This window comes from Bradyrhizobium ottawaense, assembly GCF_900099825.1.
In the GTDB taxonomy this organism is placed as follows: Bacteria; Pseudomonadota; Alphaproteobacteria; order Rhizobiales; family Xanthobacteraceae; genus Bradyrhizobium; species Bradyrhizobium ottawaense_A.
The window spans coordinates 4,737,121-4,754,662 of sequence record NZ_LT629693.1 but is presented as its reverse complement, the minus strand read 5'-3'; the positions used below and the strand labels follow the sequence as shown (position 1 = coordinate 4,754,662).

14 protein-coding genes are annotated in these 17,542 nt (G+C 64.2%); 7 read left to right on the top strand and 7 right to left on the bottom strand.

The genetic code is table 11. From position 1 onward, the window contains the following. Nucleotides 1–140 precede the first annotated feature (140 nt). The gene (locus BLR13_RS22135; RefSeq protein WP_074819566.1) at nucleotides 141–2,000 is read right to left on the bottom strand and encodes an ABC transporter ATP-binding protein/permease; all 1,860 of its coding nucleotides are present in this window, start codon (nucleotides 1,998–2,000) and stop codon (nucleotides 141–143) included. 179 nt (nucleotides 2,001–2,179) lie between these two features. On the opposite strand from BLR13_RS22135, the gene rpmE reads away from it, so the two are divergent. Beyond that, nucleotides 2,180–2,407, top strand: coding sequence for a 50S ribosomal protein L31 (gene rpmE / locus BLR13_RS22130; protein WP_074819568.1), 228 nt, complete (start codon nucleotides 2,180–2,182; stop codon nucleotides 2,405–2,407). Nucleotides 2,408–2,575: 168 nt separating this feature from the next. On the opposite strand, the gene BLR13_RS22125 is transcribed toward rpmE, so the two are convergent. The 3 genes from BLR13_RS22125 to BLR13_RS22115 all read right to left on the bottom strand — a co-directional run bounded on the left by BLR13_RS22125 (nucleotide 2,576) and on the right by BLR13_RS22115 (nucleotide 5,678). After that, the gene (locus tag BLR13_RS22125; RefSeq protein ID WP_074819570.1) at nucleotides 2,576–3,088 is read right to left on the bottom strand and encodes a DUF1465 family protein; all 513 of its coding nucleotides are present in this window, start codon (nucleotides 3,086–3,088) and stop codon (nucleotides 2,576–2,578) included. Nucleotides 3,089–3,556: 468 nt separating this feature from the next. Then, nucleotides 3,557–5,164, bottom strand: a complete 1,608-nt coding sequence (locus tag BLR13_RS22120) for a DUF1522 domain-containing protein (protein WP_074819571.1) — start codon at nucleotides 5,162–5,164, stop codon at nucleotides 3,557–3,559. A 322-nt stretch (nucleotides 5,165–5,486) separates the two neighbouring features. After that, nucleotides 5,487–5,678 (bottom strand): DUF1192 domain-containing protein, encoded by a 192-nt coding sequence (locus BLR13_RS22115; RefSeq protein WP_074819573.1) that lies wholly within the window; start codon nucleotides 5,676–5,678, stop codon nucleotides 5,487–5,489. 104 nt (nucleotides 5,679–5,782) lie between these two features. Between BLR13_RS22115 and BLR13_RS22110 the strand changes: the two genes are divergently transcribed. Both BLR13_RS22110 and BLR13_RS22105 read left to right on the top strand, forming a co-directional pair. Next, nucleotides 5,783–6,781 (top strand): NAD(P)H-quinone oxidoreductase, encoded by a 999-nt coding sequence (locus BLR13_RS22110; RefSeq protein WP_074819575.1) that lies wholly within the window; start codon nucleotides 5,783–5,785, stop codon nucleotides 6,779–6,781. A 119-nt stretch (nucleotides 6,782–6,900) separates the two neighbouring features. Next, nucleotides 6,901–9,780 (top strand): EAL domain-containing protein, encoded by a 2,880-nt coding sequence (locus BLR13_RS22105; RefSeq protein ID WP_074819577.1) that lies wholly within the window; start codon nucleotides 6,901–6,903, stop codon nucleotides 9,778–9,780. 379 nt (nucleotides 9,781–10,159) lie between these two features. On the opposite strand, the gene BLR13_RS40280 is transcribed toward BLR13_RS22105, so the two are convergent. Further along, nucleotides 10,160–10,303 (bottom strand): hypothetical protein, encoded by a 144-nt coding sequence (locus tag BLR13_RS40280; protein WP_154070799.1) that lies wholly within the window; start codon nucleotides 10,301–10,303, stop codon nucleotides 10,160–10,162. Between the two features lie 291 nt (nucleotides 10,304–10,594). On the opposite strand from BLR13_RS40280, the gene BLR13_RS22100 reads away from it, so the two are divergent. Then, a complete protein-coding gene (locus BLR13_RS22100) occupies nucleotides 10,595–11,041 on the top strand; it encodes a DUF3551 domain-containing protein (RefSeq protein WP_079586074.1) in 447 nt (148 codons plus the stop codon). Nucleotides 11,042–11,121: 80 nt separating this feature from the next. Here BLR13_RS22100 and BLR13_RS22095 read toward each other — a convergent pair whose 3' ends face one another. Continuing rightward, the gene (locus BLR13_RS22095) at nucleotides 11,122–11,397 is read right to left on the bottom strand and encodes a DUF7662 domain-containing protein (protein ID WP_074819581.1); all 276 of its coding nucleotides are present in this window, start codon (nucleotides 11,395–11,397) and stop codon (nucleotides 11,122–11,124) included. 132 nt (nucleotides 11,398–11,529) lie between these two features. Between BLR13_RS22095 and BLR13_RS22090 the strand changes: the two genes are divergently transcribed. After that, complete coding sequence (locus tag BLR13_RS22090) at nucleotides 11,530–13,023, top strand: sensor domain-containing diguanylate cyclase (RefSeq protein ID WP_074819582.1); 1,494 nt, start codon at nucleotides 11,530–11,532, stop codon at nucleotides 13,021–13,023. A 114-nt stretch (nucleotides 13,024–13,137) separates the two neighbouring features. Here the strand turns inward: BLR13_RS22090 and BLR13_RS22085 are convergent, their stop codons facing one another. Then, nucleotides 13,138–14,019 (bottom strand): UTP--glucose-1-phosphate uridylyltransferase, encoded by an 882-nt coding sequence (locus tag BLR13_RS22085; protein WP_074819585.1) that lies wholly within the window; start codon nucleotides 14,017–14,019, stop codon nucleotides 13,138–13,140. A 214-nt stretch (nucleotides 14,020–14,233) separates the two neighbouring features. On the opposite strand from BLR13_RS22085, the gene BLR13_RS22080 reads away from it, so the two are divergent. Continuing rightward, entirely contained in the window at nucleotides 14,234–15,637 is a 1,404-nt protein-coding gene (locus tag BLR13_RS22080) for a lytic murein transglycosylase (protein ID WP_074819588.1), read from the top strand. Between the two features lie 191 nt (nucleotides 15,638–15,828). Continuing rightward, nucleotides 15,829–17,535, top strand: coding sequence for an SGNH/GDSL hydrolase family protein (locus BLR13_RS22075; RefSeq protein WP_074819590.1), 1,707 nt, complete (start codon nucleotides 15,829–15,831; stop codon nucleotides 17,533–17,535). The last annotated feature ends 7 nt before the right edge of the window (nucleotides 17,536–17,542 follow it).

The window sequence follows — 17,542 nt, the reverse complement described above, 5'->3', positions numbered from 1 at the left end:
AATCGTCATTGCCGGGCTTAGTAGTCTGCCTGGCGCAGACTACGTAAACTTGTCTGCGCTCCCGGCAATCCATCACTTTGAAAAACATTTTGTGCAGAGGATGGATGCCCGGATCAAGTCCGGGCATGACGAGCGGAGTATCAAATCCCCTCGAACTGCAGCCGCGCCAACCGGGCGTAGAGCCCGTTGGCGGCGACCAGCTCGGCATGCGTGCCCTGTTCGACGATGCGGCCCTGGTCCATCACCATGATGCGGTCGCAGGACAATACGGTGGCAAGCCGGTGCGCGATCACCAGCGTGGTGCGGTGACGCATCAATTCCTCCAGCGCGGTCTGCACCAGGGTTTCGCTTTCAGCATCAAGCGCCGAGGTTGCTTCATCGAGCAGCAACAGCGGCGCATCGCGCAGGATCGCGCGCGCGATCGCGATACGCTGGCGCTGGCCGCCCGAGAGCGTCACGCCGCGCTCGCCGAGCTGGGTCTCGAAGCCGCCGGGCAGCCGGCGCAGGAATTCGGAGGCATGGGCGAGGTCCGCGGCGCGCTCGACCTCGGCATCGCTGGCATCGGGCCGGCCGAAGCGGATGTTTTCGCGCGCGGTCGCCGCGAACACCACCGAGTCCTGCGGCACCAGCGCCATGCGCGCGCGCAATTCGCCGGGATCGGTTGACCCGATCGCCACGCCGTCGAGTGAGATCGTGCCGCTTGCCGGATCGTAGAACCGCAGCAGCAGATGAAACAGCGTGCTCTTGCCGGCACCTGAGGGCCCGACGATTGCGACCTTTTCGCCGGCGCGGACCGACAGGGTGACGCCGTCGACCGCCAGCACGTCGGGCCGGGTCGGATAGGCGAAGCTGACATTGTCGAACCCGACGTCGCCGCGCGCCGGCACCGGCAATGCGACCGGCCGCGGCGGCGCCATGATCTGCGACTTGACCCGCAGGATCTCGAACAGCCGTTCGGCGGCGCCGGAAGCGGCGGAAACTTCACCCCAAACCTCGCTGAGCTGTCCGAGCGCGCTGGCGGCGAAGGCTGCATACAACACGAACTGGCCGAGCCGGCCGGGCGTGATCGCGCCGGTCAGCACATCATGCGAACCGACCCACAGGATCGCGACGACGCTGGAGAACACGATGAAGATGATGATCAGCGTGAGGATCGAGCGTGCCCGGGTCGATGTCCGGGCCGCCTCATAGGCCTGCTCGACCTCGCCGCCGAACCGCGCATTGGCCAGCCGCTCGCCGGTAAAGGCCTGTACCGTCCGGATCGCCCCGAGCAGTTCGGACGCGTACGACGTCGCATCCGCCAGCGTATCCTGGGCGTTGCGCGACAGCCGCCGCACCCAGCGCCCGAACGCCACCAGCGGGATCACGATGACCGGGATCGCCAGCAGCACGAAACCGGACAGTTTCGGGCTGGTGATCACCATCATGGTGGCGGCGCCGATGAACAGCATCACATTGCGCAGCGCGATCGATACCGAGGCGCCGACCGCGGACTTGATCTGGGTGGTATCGGCGGTCAGCCGCGACACCAGTTCGCCCGAGCGGGCGGAATCGAAGAACGCCGGCGACAGCGAGATCAGATGCGCGAACACATCGCGCCTGAGATCGGCGACGATGCGCTCGCCGATCGTCATCACCAGATAGAACCGCGAGGCGCTGGCGCCGGCCAGCACCGCGACCACGGCGATCATGACGCTGAAATAGCTGTTGATCAGGGCGATGCCTTCGGGGCTGAAGCCGAAGTCGATCATGCGCCTCGCCGCCACCGGCACCACCAGGGTGGTGATCGCCGCGACCGTGAGCGAGATAAAGGCGAGAAAAGCCCGTCCCCGGTAGCGCGCGACATAGGGCGCCAGCGCCAGCAGCGGACGCAGCCGGGCGCCGGTTTTGGCCGGTGACTCGGTCAGCCGGGCTTCGATGAAGGCCTCCTCCTCGAGCAGCGCATCCCGCCGCGGCGGTTTGGCCCCACCGACGTCTTCAAGCTGTTCCGCTGCGCTCATGAAATCCGACCCGTTTTGCCGCCCTCAGATAGGCCCCGCGGCCCCCGCTGGCAAATGCGGGAGATTCCCAATCAGGTCATATACGTAGCTTGTTTTGGCCGGCCGCTTACGTTATAGAGCCGCCAAATCCCGTATCTCCTGACATTAGAGCCGGGCGCCGGCGCGCCAAAGGATATGCCATGAAAGCCGAAATTCACCCGAATTATCATACGATTACGGTCGTAATGACCGACGGGACCGAGTACCTGACCCGCTCCACTTGGGGCAAGGAAGGCGACAAGCTCAACCTCGACATCGACTCCAAGTCGCATCCGGCCTGGACCGGCGGCTCGCAGCAGCTGCTCGACCGCGGTGGCCGCGTGTCGCGCTTCCAGAAGAAGTTTTCGGGCTTCCTCAAGAAGGACTGAGGGTTTTAGCCCCGCCTTTTTCGGCCCAGAAATACAAAACGCCCCGGTTTTCCGGGGCGTTTTTTGTTGTATTTGCCGTCATTGCGAGGAGCGAAAGCGACGAAGCAATCCATTCTTGCCTGTGGCCGATGGATTGCTTCGCTTCGCTCGCAATGACGAAAGACGAACTTACTGCTCGAACGCGGCCTTGAGCCGGTTGAGCTGCGGCACCAGGGGATTGCCGATCGGGGCGCGTTCGGCCGGGGTTGCGTGGATGGTGACATCGAGCCGGCGCACCCGCGACTGCAGGTTCATCGAGCGCGTGATCAAATCCTGCAATTGCTGCGGCAGTTTCGCGGTCATGTCTTCCGGGCCGGGATCGGCCGCCGTCAGCTTGACCTTGGTCTTTTCGCGGTTGGCTTGGGACAGCGTCATCTCGCCTTCCTTGACCGCGCGGTGCAGCAGCAGCCATGACGCAAGCTGCATCAGGCGGGTGGTGAGCCGCATGCTTTCGGTCGCGTAAGTAAGGCTGACGGAACGTTCGAGCGCCTTGGCCTCGGTGCGGCCGTCACCGTCGAGATAGGCGGCGGTCTCCTCGACCAGGTCCATGCCTTCCCGGAACAGGGTTCCAAAGGCCGCGGAATTGGTGAGCCGCTCGCTGAACTGAACGAGCGCGGATTCGCTTTGCAAACGGTCCGCCATGGTTAACGCCCTCACGCCACTGATACGCTGCCGGCTCTGAAAGGCGCCGGCTTATGATGAACAAATCATTGCGCTTGTGCGAACGGGAGTCCAGCGGCAACCGGATTTATGGTTTCCAGCTCATGCGGCGGACAAAAAAGAGCCGCCGTTTCCGGCGGCTTTTGAAGTTGATAACAGGGAGGCGTCAAACAGAGTGGACAGGAGCCACTCGGTGTCCAAACGAGGACAATACAGTCATAAACGAGAAAGCTTAATTGATCGTAAACGAACGATTTTCTTCAAGAATTGTTTGCCATGTCGGCCATTGGCCGAGTTTTGCAATTGACTCGGTCAGACGTCGTCCCGGCTAACCCGGAGGCCGGAGCCGGTTCGGACGAGCAACGACCTTCGCGGCACGGTCGTCTCCGGGATCGAGGGTGGCGGCAGGGTTTCCCCCGCCGCCTTGAATCTTGGAGGTCGGAGCCTGGCTCAGCGGAGCAGCTGCAGTACGCTCTGCTGCGACTGGTTGGCCAGCGCCAGCGCGGACACCGCGATCGACTGGCGGGTCGACAGCGCCTGGCTGTTCGCCGCTTCCTCGTTGGTGTCGGCCAGCGTCAGGTTCGACGAGCCGGTCTGCAGCACGTTGATCAGGTTCTTCGAGAAGTCCTGACGTATCTGCACGATCGACAGGTTCGAACCCAGCGAGGACGCTTCGGATCGGAGCGAGTCGGAAGCACTGCTCCGCGAGGTCAACACCTTGTTCGTGGCGTTGTTGTCGATGAAGTCCGAACCGACGGTCAGGTTGGCAAGGCCAAGACCCGCCGCGTCAAAGGTCGTGCCCGTGATGTTCAGCGTCGACTTGCCGGTCTCGTTGAACACCAGCTTGAGCGAGTCGCCATTCAGGAGGTTGACGCCATCGGCGCGCGTGGCTTGGGCGGCCGGATCTTGCACGGGAGCCGAGGCCGACTTGCCGGCAAACAGATTGGTGCTGCCGGTGAGAGCGCCAATCTGAAGCGAAGCGTTGTCGTTGTTGGTCTGGATCGTCAGCGTACCGGAGGCATCGACCGTGGCCTGCAGGTTGTTGGAGGCCAGTGCGGCGTTCAGACCGTTGAGGTCCTTGACCTGGCCGGCGCCCTTGCCGAACGTGATCGCCGTTGCCGTGCCGGTGCCGACAGCCGCGATGTCGAGAACCGTGCCGATGGCGAGGTTCGAATTCGTCGACGGCGTGCGCGCCAGCGACGTGGTGGCCGAACCGTTACCGATGCCGAGCGAGGCAAGCAGCGTAGCGTTGCTCGAGCTGATGCTGAGATCGGCAGCCGTTCCGGTCGAGATCACAAACGCGCCGGCCGTGACCACGCCGGCGGTGGCGCCGGTTGCGGTCGCGATGGTGGCGACGTCGGCGGCGTTCGAAGCCGTCTTCACGCCGGTGGCGAGGTCGACGGCGGTCAACAGATCGCCAGCGTTGCCCGCGCCACCATTGAGGTAGACGGAGGAGTTGCCGGAACCATCGGTCACGATATTGCCGAGCACGCCGGAGCCGGCGGTCACGGAACCGGCGGCCGGGGGAGCGCCGGTCTTGAACGTGATGGTGTGCCCATCAACCGTCAACGTATCGCCAGCTGCGATCGTCGCGGTGATCGAGTCGGCGGCGGTCGACGCGGTCAACGACGTGGCTGCCGTCACCGCAGGGGGCGCTGCGGTCTTGTCGTTGACAACGGTCTGACCGGTCAGGGTTGCCGCGGTGTAGGACGCGCCCGCGAACAGGTCGGAGGCGGTTGCACCCGCGCCGAGCGAAACGGAGAAGCTCGACTTGCTCGAATAGCCGACCTGCGTCTGCAATGCCTGGTTGGCGACAGATTTGGCGCTGTCGACCAGCGACTGCAGCGAGGTGATGCCGGTATTGGCGGCCTGCAGCACCTGCACGCCATTGCCGATACCGTCGAGCAGGTTGTTGATGTCGCTCGAGCGAAGCCGCGGTGCCGTGTTGACCTTCTTGCCAGTGGCAAGGCGGTTCTGGGTGGTCGCGAGCAGATCAGCGGTGGACTGCAGCGAGAGCAGGTTCTGGCGAACAGACGAGGAGAGGACGATACCTGACATAACTCATACCCTTCTGGACGAGATAACGCGGGAACATTTGTTCGACGATGTCGTCACGTTGTTCAGTCCGGGCTGCCGATTGGTTAAGTTCGCTGGCTCGCGGCGGCCGCGGTTGTTAGCGGATATTGCCATTTCGGCTTCAGAAATATTTGGAAGCAAATTTCCGCCTCCTCCGGGATCGCCGACAAGGCTTCGGCACGCGGCGGGTATGCGCCGCGAAACGGCGACGACAGCAATAAAATGAAAGGTCGCGGCGGCGTCCCGGTCCGCGCCCAATTGCGCGCGAGGCCGCGACGACGTGGAGGAATATCGCGGACTGAATCTACGACTTGAAAAAGCTGTTCGCCGCATCCTTTGACGCGCGCTTTTTGGCGGCGGCCTGCTGCAGCCGCTCGATCTCCGAATTCATCAAGGCGATGCGCTCGGTCAGGTCTTCCACCGACAGCAGCGACAGATCCTGGCCGATCTCGTGGGTGATTTTCTTCCGCGGCTTGTCGTCGTCCTCGCTCGCCATGCGTTTCCTCCGTTCGGCACCTGGACGTTGGGCGGTTGCCAGCCAGAGCCGGGCTGGCTAATCAGGAGCCGCCTCAAATTCCCTATCTTTCGCAAGGACAAATCATGGAAAAGCTGCCCGCGCAAATGACCGTCGTCGGCATCAGCAAGCCCGGCGGCCCGGAAGTGCTGTTGCCCGAGACCCGTGCGGTGCCCGTTCCCGGTCCGGGCGAAATCCTGGTCAAGGTGATGTCCGCCGGCGTCAACCGCCCCGACGTGGCGCAGCGCTCCGGCGCCTATCCGCCGCCGCCCGGCGCCAGCGACCTGCCCGGCCTCGAAATCGCGGGTGAAGTGGTCGCGCTCGGCGCTGGCGCCAGCAAGCACAAGCTCGGCGACAAGGTGATGTCGCTGGTCGCCGGCGGCGGCTACGCCCAATATTGCATCGCGCAAGACGCGCAGGCCATGACGGTGCCGCCATCGCTGTCGATGCAGGAAGCCGGCGCGGTCCCGGAAACCCTGATGACGGTCTGGCACAACGTGTTCGAGCGCGGCGGGCTGAAGCCTGGCGAAACGCTGCTGATCCATGGCGGCTCGTCCGGCATCGGCACCATGGCGATCCAGCTCGCCAAGGCATTCGGCTCGAAAGTGATCGTGACCGTCGGATCGCAGCCAAAGGCCGACGCCTGCCTGAAGCTCGGCGCCGACCGCGCCATCAACTACAAGACCGAGGATTTCGTCGCCGTGGTCAAGGCGGAAACCAATAATGTCGGCGCCAACCTCATTCTCGATATGGTCGCCGGCGACTATGTCGACCGCAACTATGATGCCGCCGCGGTCGACGGCCGTATCGTCCAGATCGCGACCCTCAACGGCCCCAAGGTCACCGTCAACATCGCCAAGGTGATGGTGAAGCGGCTGACCCATACCGGTTCCACGCTGCGCCCCCGTACTAATGCGGATAAGGCGGCCATGGTCGCCGCGATCGAGGCCAAGGTGATGCCGCTGCTGCGCGAGGGGCGGGTAAAACCCCTGATGGACAGCACATTCCCGCTGGAAAAGGCCGCCGACGCGCACCGGCGGATGGAGACCTCCGAACATATTGGCAAAATTGTGTTGGCGGTTTAACGATGAGCAGCGAAGCCCGGGCGGAAACCCTTTGATTTGCTTCGCTTTCATGTCATTTATCGCGGCAATGCGGGGCGATGCGCTGGCCCCGGGATTTCGTTGATCGCGGAGTACTGACATTGCGTCTGATCAGGTGCCTTGCGCCGCTGCTTGCGCTGGGCCTCATGATTGTTGCGGCCGCGACCCCGGCACGCGCCATCGACGCGGTCAGCGTCCGCGGTGACGCGCCTGCAATCGACCTCACCGCGGTGCTCGATCATCAGCGCAGCGACACCGACCGCATCCAGGTTTCCACCGCGCCCGGCACCGACGGCATCGTCCGCCGCATCGAGGTCCGCGCCCGCGAAGGCGGCCAGAACTGGGTGGTGTTCGCGCTCGCCAACAACACCGACGACCAGCTCGACCGCCTGATCGTCGCCCCGCACTATCGCATCGTGTCGTCGGGCCTGCTGTGGCCCGATCTCGGCCTGTCGCGCATCGCGACGATCACGCCGTCGACCGGCGACCGTCCCGAGCGCCAGGAAAGTGCGACCGCCGACATCTTCCGCATCACGCTCGATCCCGGCGCCGTCGTCACCTTCGTTGCGGAGCTGCGCACCGACAAGCTGCCGCAGCTCTATCTGTGGGAGCCCGACGCCTACAAGGACAAGGTCAACTCGTTCACGCTCTACCAGGGAATCGTGATCGGCATTTCCGGCCTGCTGGCGCTGGTGCTGACCATTCTGTTCGTGGTCAAGGGCAGCATCATGTTCCCGGCCGCGGCAGCGCTAGCCTGGGCCGTGCTGGTCTATATCGGCGTCGATTTCGGCTTCTGGGGCAAGGTGCTCGACATGTCGAACAACGCCGAGCGCGTCTGGCGCGCGGCGGGCGAGGCGATCCTGGCCGCAACGCTGCTGGTGTTTCTGTTTGCCTATCTCAATCTCAGCCGCTGGCATGTGCGCTATTCCCACATCACGGTGGGCTGGCTGACATTTTTGGGCTCGCTGGTGGCGCTGGCGCTGTTCGATCCGGCAGTGGCCTCCGGTATCGCGCGCATGTCGCTGGTGCTGATCGCCTTCGCCGGCTTTGCGCTGATCGTCTATCTCTCGACCCATGGTTTCGACCGCGCCGTACTCCTGATCCCGACCTGGTTCCTGCTGGTGGTCTGGGTGATCGCCGCCGGCATGACGGTGGCGGGCTCTGTCACCAACGACATCGTCGGTCCCGCACTGCTCGGTGGCCTGGTGCTGATCGTGATGCTGATCGGGTTTACGGTGATGCAGCACGCGTTTGCGGGCGGCGGCGCCACCACCGGGGTGGTCTCCGACGTCGAGCGCCGCGCGCTGGCGCTGACCGGTTCGGGCGACCTGATCTGGGACTGGGACGTTTCCGCCGACAAGGTGTTCACCAGCCCAGAGACCGAGAGCCTGCTCGGCCTGAAACGCGGCACGCTGGAAGGCCCCGCCGCCAAGTGGCTCGAAGTGCTGCATCCGCTCGATCAGGATCGGTTCAGGGCAGCGCTCGACTCTGTGCTCGACCAGCGCCGCGGCCGGCTGGTGCAGGATTTCCGCCTGCGCACCCCGGACGGTCACTTCATGTGGTTCGCGCTGAAGGCGCGCCCGGTGGTCGGCTCCGACGGCGAGGTCTCGCGTGTGGTCGGCACGCTGACCGACGTCACCGAAGCCAAGAATGCCGAAGAGCGGATGCTGCACGATAGCGTGCATGACAATCTCACCGGCCTGCCGAACCGCAAGCTGTTCATCGACCGTCTCGGCGCGGTCGCCAATTTCGCCAAGTCGATGCCGAACCTGCGGCCGACGCTGATGGTGATCGACCTCGACCGCTTCAAGCAGGTCAACGATTCCGTCGGCATCGCGGTCGGCGACTCGATCCTGCTGACCCTGGCGCGGCGGCTGACCCGCATCCTCAAACCGCAGGACACGCTGGCGCGGCTCGCCGGCGACCAGTTCGGCCTGATCCTGATGTCGGAGCAGGACCCGGCGCGGATCACCGCCTTCGCCGAGACCATCCGCAAGACCATCCGCGCGCCGATCGCCTTCAACGACCGCGAGATCTTCCTGACCGCTTCCATCGGCCTCGCCCTTTCCGATCCGCAGACGCAGTTGTCCGACGAGATCATCAAGGACGCCGAGCTTGCGATGTATCATTCCAAGCGCATCGGCGGCGACCGCATCGACGTCTACAAGCCGGCGATGCGCGCCCGCAAGACCGACCGGCTGACCCTGGAAAGCGAATTGCGCCGCGCCATCGAGCGCCAGGAAATCACCATCCTGTACCAGCCGATCGTGCGGCTGGAGGATCGCTCGATCGCCGGCTTCGAAGCGCTGGCGCGCTGGGATCATCCCAAGCTCGGCCGGATGTCGCCGTCGGAATTCATCTCGATTGCGGAAGAGATTGGCCTGATCGTCGACCTCGGCATGTTCGTGATGGACCAGACCGCCCGCCAGCTCGCGATCTGGCAGCGCGCGATGCGCTCGCGCGAGCCGATCTTTGCCTCCGTCAATGTCTCCTCGCGGCAATTGCTGCGCCACGACCTGATTCACGATATCCGCACCGTGCTGTCGCGATCCTCGGTGGCGCGCGGCACGTTGAAACTGGAATTGACGGAATCCCTGGTGATGGAAAATCCGGAGCACGCGGCGCAGATGCTGACGCGGATCCGCGAACTCGGTACCGGACTGTCGCTGGACGATTTCGGCACCGGCCATTCCTCGCTGGCCTATCTGCAGCGCTTCCCCTTCGACACCATCAAGATCGACCAGTCGTTCGTGCGCACGACGAGCCGCGGCACCCGCCCGGTGATCCTGAAGTCTATCATCGCGCTCGCCCACGACCTCGGCATGGACGTGGTCGCCGAAGGCGCCGAGACGGATTCGGATGCCGTCGAGCTCTACCAGCTCGGCTGCGAATACGCGCAAGGCTTTGCCTTCGGCGAACCGATGGACGCCGACGCCGCGATGCGGCTGCTGACGGAAGAGCGGCTGGAAGCGGCGAGCTGAGTCGTTATTGTTGTCGTCCCCGCGAACGCGGGGACCCATACGCCGTGCCGTCAATGTTCTGCGAAAAGTCTGATCGATAGGCCAGCGCCACAACAACGTCCTGTGGTTATGGGTCCCTGCGTTCGCAGGGACGACATCGATCGATGATGTGGTCGCCAATTGATGTTCAAACAATAGAGCAAACATAAGTCCGCATTCTCGCGGCGCGATGCGCCCGGAGTTTTGCTGGAAACCTTGCCCTCGAAATCAGAGGGCGCAGGGAAGACCGGGTGCGCGCCGCACCCGCGGTCTTGCGTGCGATAGTTGCAGCAAGAGTGTGCACGCAAGCATACAGGTTTGGCGGAGGCATCCGGCCTTCCCTGCGCAATGGCTTTACGGCTTATACGATTTCGTCCTGGTGACCGGCTTTCTTGCCACCATCATCAGCTTCGGCTTTCGCTTCCGCCAACTTGACGCCAGCACCGGGGCGTCGGACCCAAACGATTTCACCGTACGCAACAGCAGCGCTCGTCTTCGCCGCCATCGCGTCCACCGCTCCCTGCCCCTCGTTTGCGACGATGGCCTACGCCCCTCTGGTGGGACAGGATGGCGGGAGTTGTGGAGTTGATTTGCCCGACGCTGCAACTGAAATATTTTTGCGCGAAGGGCTGGACAGACTTTTGGTGATTTGCCCGTCGGGTTGATTTGTCGCAGGCATCTGTCGTTGCGCGCGCACCCGAAGCAATGCATGCGCGGCGCGCCGTAGGGCGGATTAGCGTTATGCCCCGCGCATGCGGGGCATGCACCAGGTCATGGCTTCGACGACACCTTCCGAATGCTGAATTACGCTGCTTTTGCTAACGTCTCGCGCCTTCATATGATTGTCATCACTTCAACAATGTTTGAGTGCGCTGGCGCATCGATGTCAGGCACCCATCTGTGCTGCGGGCTGGCAAACCGCCAACAGCAAGAGATGAAAATGAATGCATTCGCAAAACTTATCGCGCCGGCTGCGGCCTTGATTGCCACAGCCACCTTTGGTGCGCTGACCACCTCTACGGCGACCGCCGGCGAATTTTGTCGCCAGGACGTGACCGGTCACATGACCAGTTGCGGCTTCTCGACGATGGAGCAATGCCAGGCGGCATCCGCCGGCATCGGCGGCGATTGCTTCCGCGACCCGAATCTGGCGGCGACCAATCCGACCGACACTCACAATGCTTTCGCCTACCAGCCGAACGTTCGCGTGACGAAGCATCCGCGCACGCCCGTCAATCAGTAAGCGATCGCCCTGCTGGGGCGCGTGCGACCGTTGGGGTCCGCACGGGAAGCCGTGCGGACCTTGCGGCGGTTGCGATCGGATCAGTTACCTTCGCGGGGACGACGCGGCGGCGGTTTCTTCCGGAACTTGACGCTCTTGCCATCCGCCTGCCGGGTCGCGATGTAGCCGCCGTCGAGGCAGGCTTCGCGCTGCGGCATCTTCTCCTGCGGGCTGCGCTCGGTCTCCCACCACGAGGCGCGGTGCGCCGCGCGCGGCAGCGCCGCATCGATGATCTCCTCGATCTGCTCGAAGGTCAGCACGAATTCGGGAAGCTTCTGCTTTTTCAGATAGTCCCGCAGCAGGTCGTAATCGTTCACCCGTATCCCCGATATTGATTTACGCAAAGAGCCACCGGTCCCGGCAACCAAGCGTTAACTCATTATTATATCGCCGTCACGGTTTAAGGCCGCAACAACGTATCGCGCCCATAAGGGGGCAGGGAGCGGACGATGCTATTCGGACGGCGAAAAGACGTGGCCAAACGGCGCTGGCGGCTATCGGCAAAATTGCTGATCGCGTCGTCGGTCGCCACCGTTATCGGCTTTTCCGCGATCTGCGCCAGCGTCATGCTCGACATGCGGCACGGGGAAGAGGAACTGGCGCGCCAGACCCTCGAAAATCTTGCCTCCAGCATTGATTCCGAGATCAGCCGCAACGTCGAACTTTACGACCTGTCGCTGCGCGCGGTCGCCAGCAGTATGCTGCTGCCGGAAATCAAGCAGGTCAGCGCGCCGATCCGGCACCTGATCCTGTTCGATCATGCCGCCACCGCGAAGCATTTCGGCGCGATCCAGGTATTCGATGCCGAGGGGCGGCTGATCGTCGATGCCTCGACGCTGGATCCGGTCCCTGAAAATCGCGCGGATGAAGAGTATTTCACGGTTCACCGTGAGGCGCCGGACACCGGCCTGTTCCTCAGTCGTCCGATGCTGCATCGCGGCGCCTATGCCATTGTGCTCAGCCGCCGCATCACCAGCGCCGACGGCAAATTTCTCGGCGTGGTCGCCGGATCGATCCGTTTCAGTTATTTCCACGACCTGTTCGCCCGCCTGCGTCTTGGCGCAGACGATATCATCACGGTTTATCGCCGCGACGGCACCGTGATCATGCGGACGCCGTTCGACCTCGATGTGATCGGCCACAATCTCAGCCAGGTGCCCGGAATGACCCAGGTGCTGGGTGAACCGAGCGGATCCTATTCCAGGCCGAGCGTGGTCGATGGCGTGACGCGGCTATTCGTATGGCGCAGCAGCAGTTCCCCCCTGATTGTTCAGGTCGGCAAACCATGGACCAGCATTCTCAATTTGTGGCGTACCGAGGCAACGCGAATCGCAGGGATCATGGCGGCGTTGATCGCGTTCGTGCTCGGGGTGACGCTGTTTCTCGCCCGCGAGATCGGCCGCCGTGCCCGCGCCGAGGAACGGCTGGAAGAACTCGCGACCACCGACCCCCTTACGGGCTTAAAGAACCGCCGCAAGTTCGATACCGAGATCGATCTCGAATGGCGGCGCGCGGCGCGCAGCGGCACGCCGGTCGCCCTGCTGATGATCGACGCCGATCATTTCAAATCCTACAACGACACCTGGGGCCACCAGGCCGGCGATCAGGTGCTGGTCGGCATCGCGATCTGCATTTCGGACTCGGTGCGGCGGGCCGGCGATTGCGCGGCGCGTTTCGGCGGCGAGGAATTCGCACTGCTGTTGCCGGGCCTTTCGAACGTGGAAGCCTTCAGGATGGCTGAAACCGTCCGCCTGAAGGTCGCGCACTGGTCGGAAGATCCGGTCTCGACCGTCAGCATCGGCGTCGCCAGCATGATTCCGGCCGCGTCGCTGGACTGGTCCGACCTCATCGCAGCCGCCGACAAGGCGCTCTATGCGGCCAAGGCCAACGGCCGCAATCAGTCGGTGCTGGCGAGCCTCCCGCAGCTCGCGCTGGTGGCTTAGGCTTCCACCGTCATTCCGGGGCGATGCGAAGCATCGAACCCGGAAGTTCGAACTTCCGGGTCTGGTCCTTCGGACCATCCCGGAATGACTGGAAAAGCGCGTGCGCTTTTCCAGTCACTTCTCCAGATACTTCTTCATCTCCGCGCGCAGGCCGTCGCGCAATTCGGGGCGCGCCATGCCGTAGGCGATGTTGGCGCGCAGGAAGCCCGGCTTGGAGCCGCAATCGTGCCGCTCGCCTTCGAATTCGACGCCGTAGAATTTCTGCGTTTTCGCAAGCCCGATCATCGCGTCGGTGAGCTGGATTTCGCCGCCGGCCCCGCGCTCCTGGGTTTCGAGAATCTTGAAAATCTCCGGCTGCAGGATGTAGCGCCCGGTGATCGAAAGGTTCGACGGCGCAGTGCCTTTCGGCGGCTTCTCTACCATGCCGTCAACCTCGAACATGTTGGAGGCTGTACGCTTGCCGACGCCGCAGATGCCGTATTGATGGGTGAGATGATCGGGCACGCCCTCGACGGCGAGCAGATTGGATTTCTCGCCGAGTTGGCTCGCGGCATCGATCATCTGCTTGAGGCAGCCCGGCGTGTTGAGCACCAGTTCGTCCGGCAGCACGACGGCAAAGGGTTCATCGCCGATAATATCGCGCGCGCACCACACCGCATGGCCGAGACCGAGCGGCGCCTGCTGACGGGTGAAGCTGGTGGCGCCGGCCGCAGGCTGGTCGCGGGCCAGGATGTCCTGCTCGGCCTTCTTGTTGCCGCGCGCGGCGAGCGTGGCGTCGAGTTCGAACATGAGGTCGAAATGGTCCTCGATCACGCCCTTGTTGCGCCCGGTGACGAAGACGAAATGCTCGATGCCGGCTTCCCTGGCTTCGTCGAAGACGTACTGGATCAGCGGCTTGTCGACGATGGTCAGCATTTCCTTCGGCATCGCCTTGGTGGCGGGCAGGACGCGGGTGCCGAGACCGGCGACCGGGAAGACGGCTTTTCGGATTTTCATGGGGATGGTCGGGCCTTGAAAACGAGGAGCGAGGAAATGTGTTGATCACACGTTGGTAACTGGTTTGCAGCCGGGAACAAAGGCGGATGTGTGGAGGCGATTCTACCCTGCCCTTGCGGAAGCCGGCGGAAACAACAAAATCTGGCCTTTGTTAAGCTGTTGGAAACCGTGACAAGGCCTTCTGAAACGGGTTCCTGCGGCGGACGGGTACGACATGCGTTGGACGGCATCAGCGATCAACAAACGAACCGGCGCCATCATGGTTGCGGCGGCGCCGCTGCTTTTCGCCCCCGCGCTGACATCCGGCCAAGCCCACGCCCAATCATCCGGCAATAACGGGGTTTCGAACTTTCTCGGCAACCTGTTCTCCGGACCGAAATCCGCACTCTCGCCCCAGGCAACGCCCGGCCCCGACGGTGCGCCGCCGCCCTGGAGCGGCGAGGACGGCGCTTCCGGCCATCCGTTGATGACGGCGTCGGCGATCCGCGAGGCGGCCGCGAATTTTCCGAATTGCGTTGCCGGGATGTGGCCCGATGCCGCACGCCGCGGCATCACGCAAGCCAACTTCGAGCGTTTCACGGCGGGGCTCGAGCCTGATTTGCGCATCATGGACCTGATGGATTCGCAGCCCGAATTCACCAAGGCGATCTGGGACTATCTCGACATCCTCGTGAACGACAACCGCCTCGCCAGGGGTCGCGAGATCCTCGCCAAGTACAAGCCGCAGTTCGACGCGGCGGAGAAAGCCTATGGCGTCGACCGCTACGCGATCGCGGCGATCTGGGGCATCGAATCGAATTACTCGACCCAGATGGGCGATCGCAACGTGGTGCAGTCGACCGCGACGCTGGCCTGCGTCGGCCGCCGCCAGGCCTATTTCAAGGACGAGTTCCTCACCGCGCTGGAAATCCTCAACCGCGGCGATCTGCGCCCCGAGCAGATGCGCGGCTCCTGGGCCGGCGCGTTCGGACCGACGCAATTCATGCCTACCGCCTTCAAGCGCTACGCCGTCGACGGCGACGGCGACGGCCGCCGCGACGTCGTCGACAACGCCGCCGACCTGATTGCCTCCACCGCCAACAACCTCAAGAAGGACGGCTGGCAGACCGGCCAGACCTGGGGCTTTGAGGTGGTGCTGCCGCAGGGGTTTGACTTCATGCTGGCCGACAAGGCCAAGGCGATGACGTTTGCGCAATGGCAGAGCAGAGGCCTGAGGCGCGCCGACGGCAAGCCGTTCCCGAACGCGACCGACAAGGTCTATTTGCTGGCGCCGGCCGGCGCCGCGGGGCCCGGCTTCCTGATGATGCAGAATTTCCGGGTGATCATGAAATACAACCCGGCGGAAGCCTATGCGATGGCGATCGGGCACTTCGCCGACCGCCTGCGCGGCGGACCGCCGTTTGTGCAGCCGTGGCCGCGGCAGGAGCGCGTCCTATCGAAGGCCGAGCGGCTGGAACTGCAGCAGCTGCTGGCCCAGCGCGGCTTCTACAAGGGCACCCCGGACGGCCAGTTCGGCGGCCAGACCCGGGAGGCGCTGCGCAGCTTCCAGGCCTCGATCGGGGCGCCTGCGGATGGATTCGCCTCTTCCGACGTGCTGGAACGGCTGCGGGGACGCTGAAGCGCCCTGAAGCTCTGGAACGCCCCCGAGAAGAGTCCGGTTTCCCGGCGAAAGTAACCCTGAAAACCGCAATTTGGCCGGCACCTTGACGGGTATGCCCGAAGCCCGGTTTATGGGCACGAAATCTGCCCGCTTGCGGCCTGATTCCGCTATTATAGCTGACACCTTCCATTGCACTGCGACCGAGCCGGATGCCGAAGCCAAAGTCGTTTTTTCGCGTATTCACCGAGACCGGCCCGCTGGTCGCGCTGGCGGTTGCGCTCGCGCTTCTGCTCGGGATCGCGGGCCCCGCTTCCGCGCAGTTCTTCAATTTCGGCAATTTCGGCGGCCCGCCGCAGCGTCCCGCGCCACGCAGCAATGGCGGCCCCGGCGGCTGGTTCGGCGGCGACTTCTTCGCACCGTTCCAGCAACAGGCCCCGCAACGGCGCGCCGTCGAGGATTTCTCCAGGGCACCGGCGCCCGCCAAGCACGACACCGTGCCGGAACGTAACGTGCTGGTGCTCGGCGACGCCATGGCCGACTGGCTCGCCTACGGCCTGGAAGACGCCTACACCGAGCAGCCCGACATGGGCGTGATCCGCAAGCACAAGACCGTGTCCGGCCTGATCAAGTATCAGCCGCGCGGCGAGCCGGCCGATTGGGCCGCCGCCGCCAAGGGAATCCTTGCCACCGAGAAGCCGGACGCCATCGTCGTCATGCTCGGCCTCAACGACCGCACTTCGATCCGCGAGCCGGTGGTGGAAAAGAAGGCCGACAAGAAGGACGACAAGGACAAGAAGGACGCGCGCGCCAAGCCGGATGCCAAACCGGGCGACGCCAAGCCCAAGCCGGAAGCTGCTGCCGACGCCGCGGCCAAGCCCGACGACAAGCCGGTCGATACCGAACTGTCGCCGGACGATGCCGCCGACAACGACACGCCGCCGATCATTGCGCCGGAGAAAAGCGCGCGCTCGCCGAACGGCGTCTACGAGTTCCGCGAGGAGCGCTGGGTCGAGCTCTACACCAAGAAGATCGAGGAGATGGTCGGCATCCTGAAATCCAAGGGCGTGCCGGTGCTGTGGGTCGGCCTGCCCGCGGTGCGCGGCGCCAAGGGAACGGCCGACATGCTGTTCCTCGACGCGCTGTATCGCGACGTCGCCGGCAAGGCCGGCATCACCTATGTCGATGTCTGGGATGGCTTCGTCGACGAGGCCGGCCGTTTCCTGCAAAAGGGTCCCGACTTCGAAGGCCAGATCCGCCAGTTGCGTTCCTACGACGGCGTCTATTTCACCAAGCCCGGCGCGCGCAAGCTCGCGCACTATGTCGAGCGTGAAGTGACGCGCCTGCTGGCCTCGCGTTCCGGGCCGATCGCGCTGCCGACCGAACCTGCGACGCCCGACGCCAATGCCGAACCCGGCAAGCCGGCACCGCGGCCGCTGGCCGGACCGATCCTGCCGCTGGTGGCTTCTTCCGTCGGCACCGATCAGTTGCTCGGCGGACCGGGGACGCGCCCCGCTGCCGTCGACGCGCTGGCCGCGCGCACGCTGGTGAAGGGCGAACCGCTGGCGCCGCCGGCCGGCCGCGCCGATGATTTCGCCTGGCCGCGCCGCGAAATCGGCCGCGAGCAGGCCAAGGGCGAGAGCCCGGTCGCGAGCACCGGGCCGGACGGAACGGTGTCCGTCACGCCCGGACAGAAACAGCTGCTGCTTCCGCAGCAACCTCCCCAGCCGCAGCAGAAGAAGCAAATTCGGCCGGCGCAGGCCGCCCCGTCGATTCGCGATTTCTTCGGAGGGTTCGGCACCGCGCCACGTCAGGTCGCGCCGCCGCCGCCGCGTGTGCCGGGCCCACCGGGCGCACCGCGTCCGCCGGCGAATGTCGGACGGTCGGCATCCGTGCCTGACGGAAGCATCACGCGGTAAAACGAGT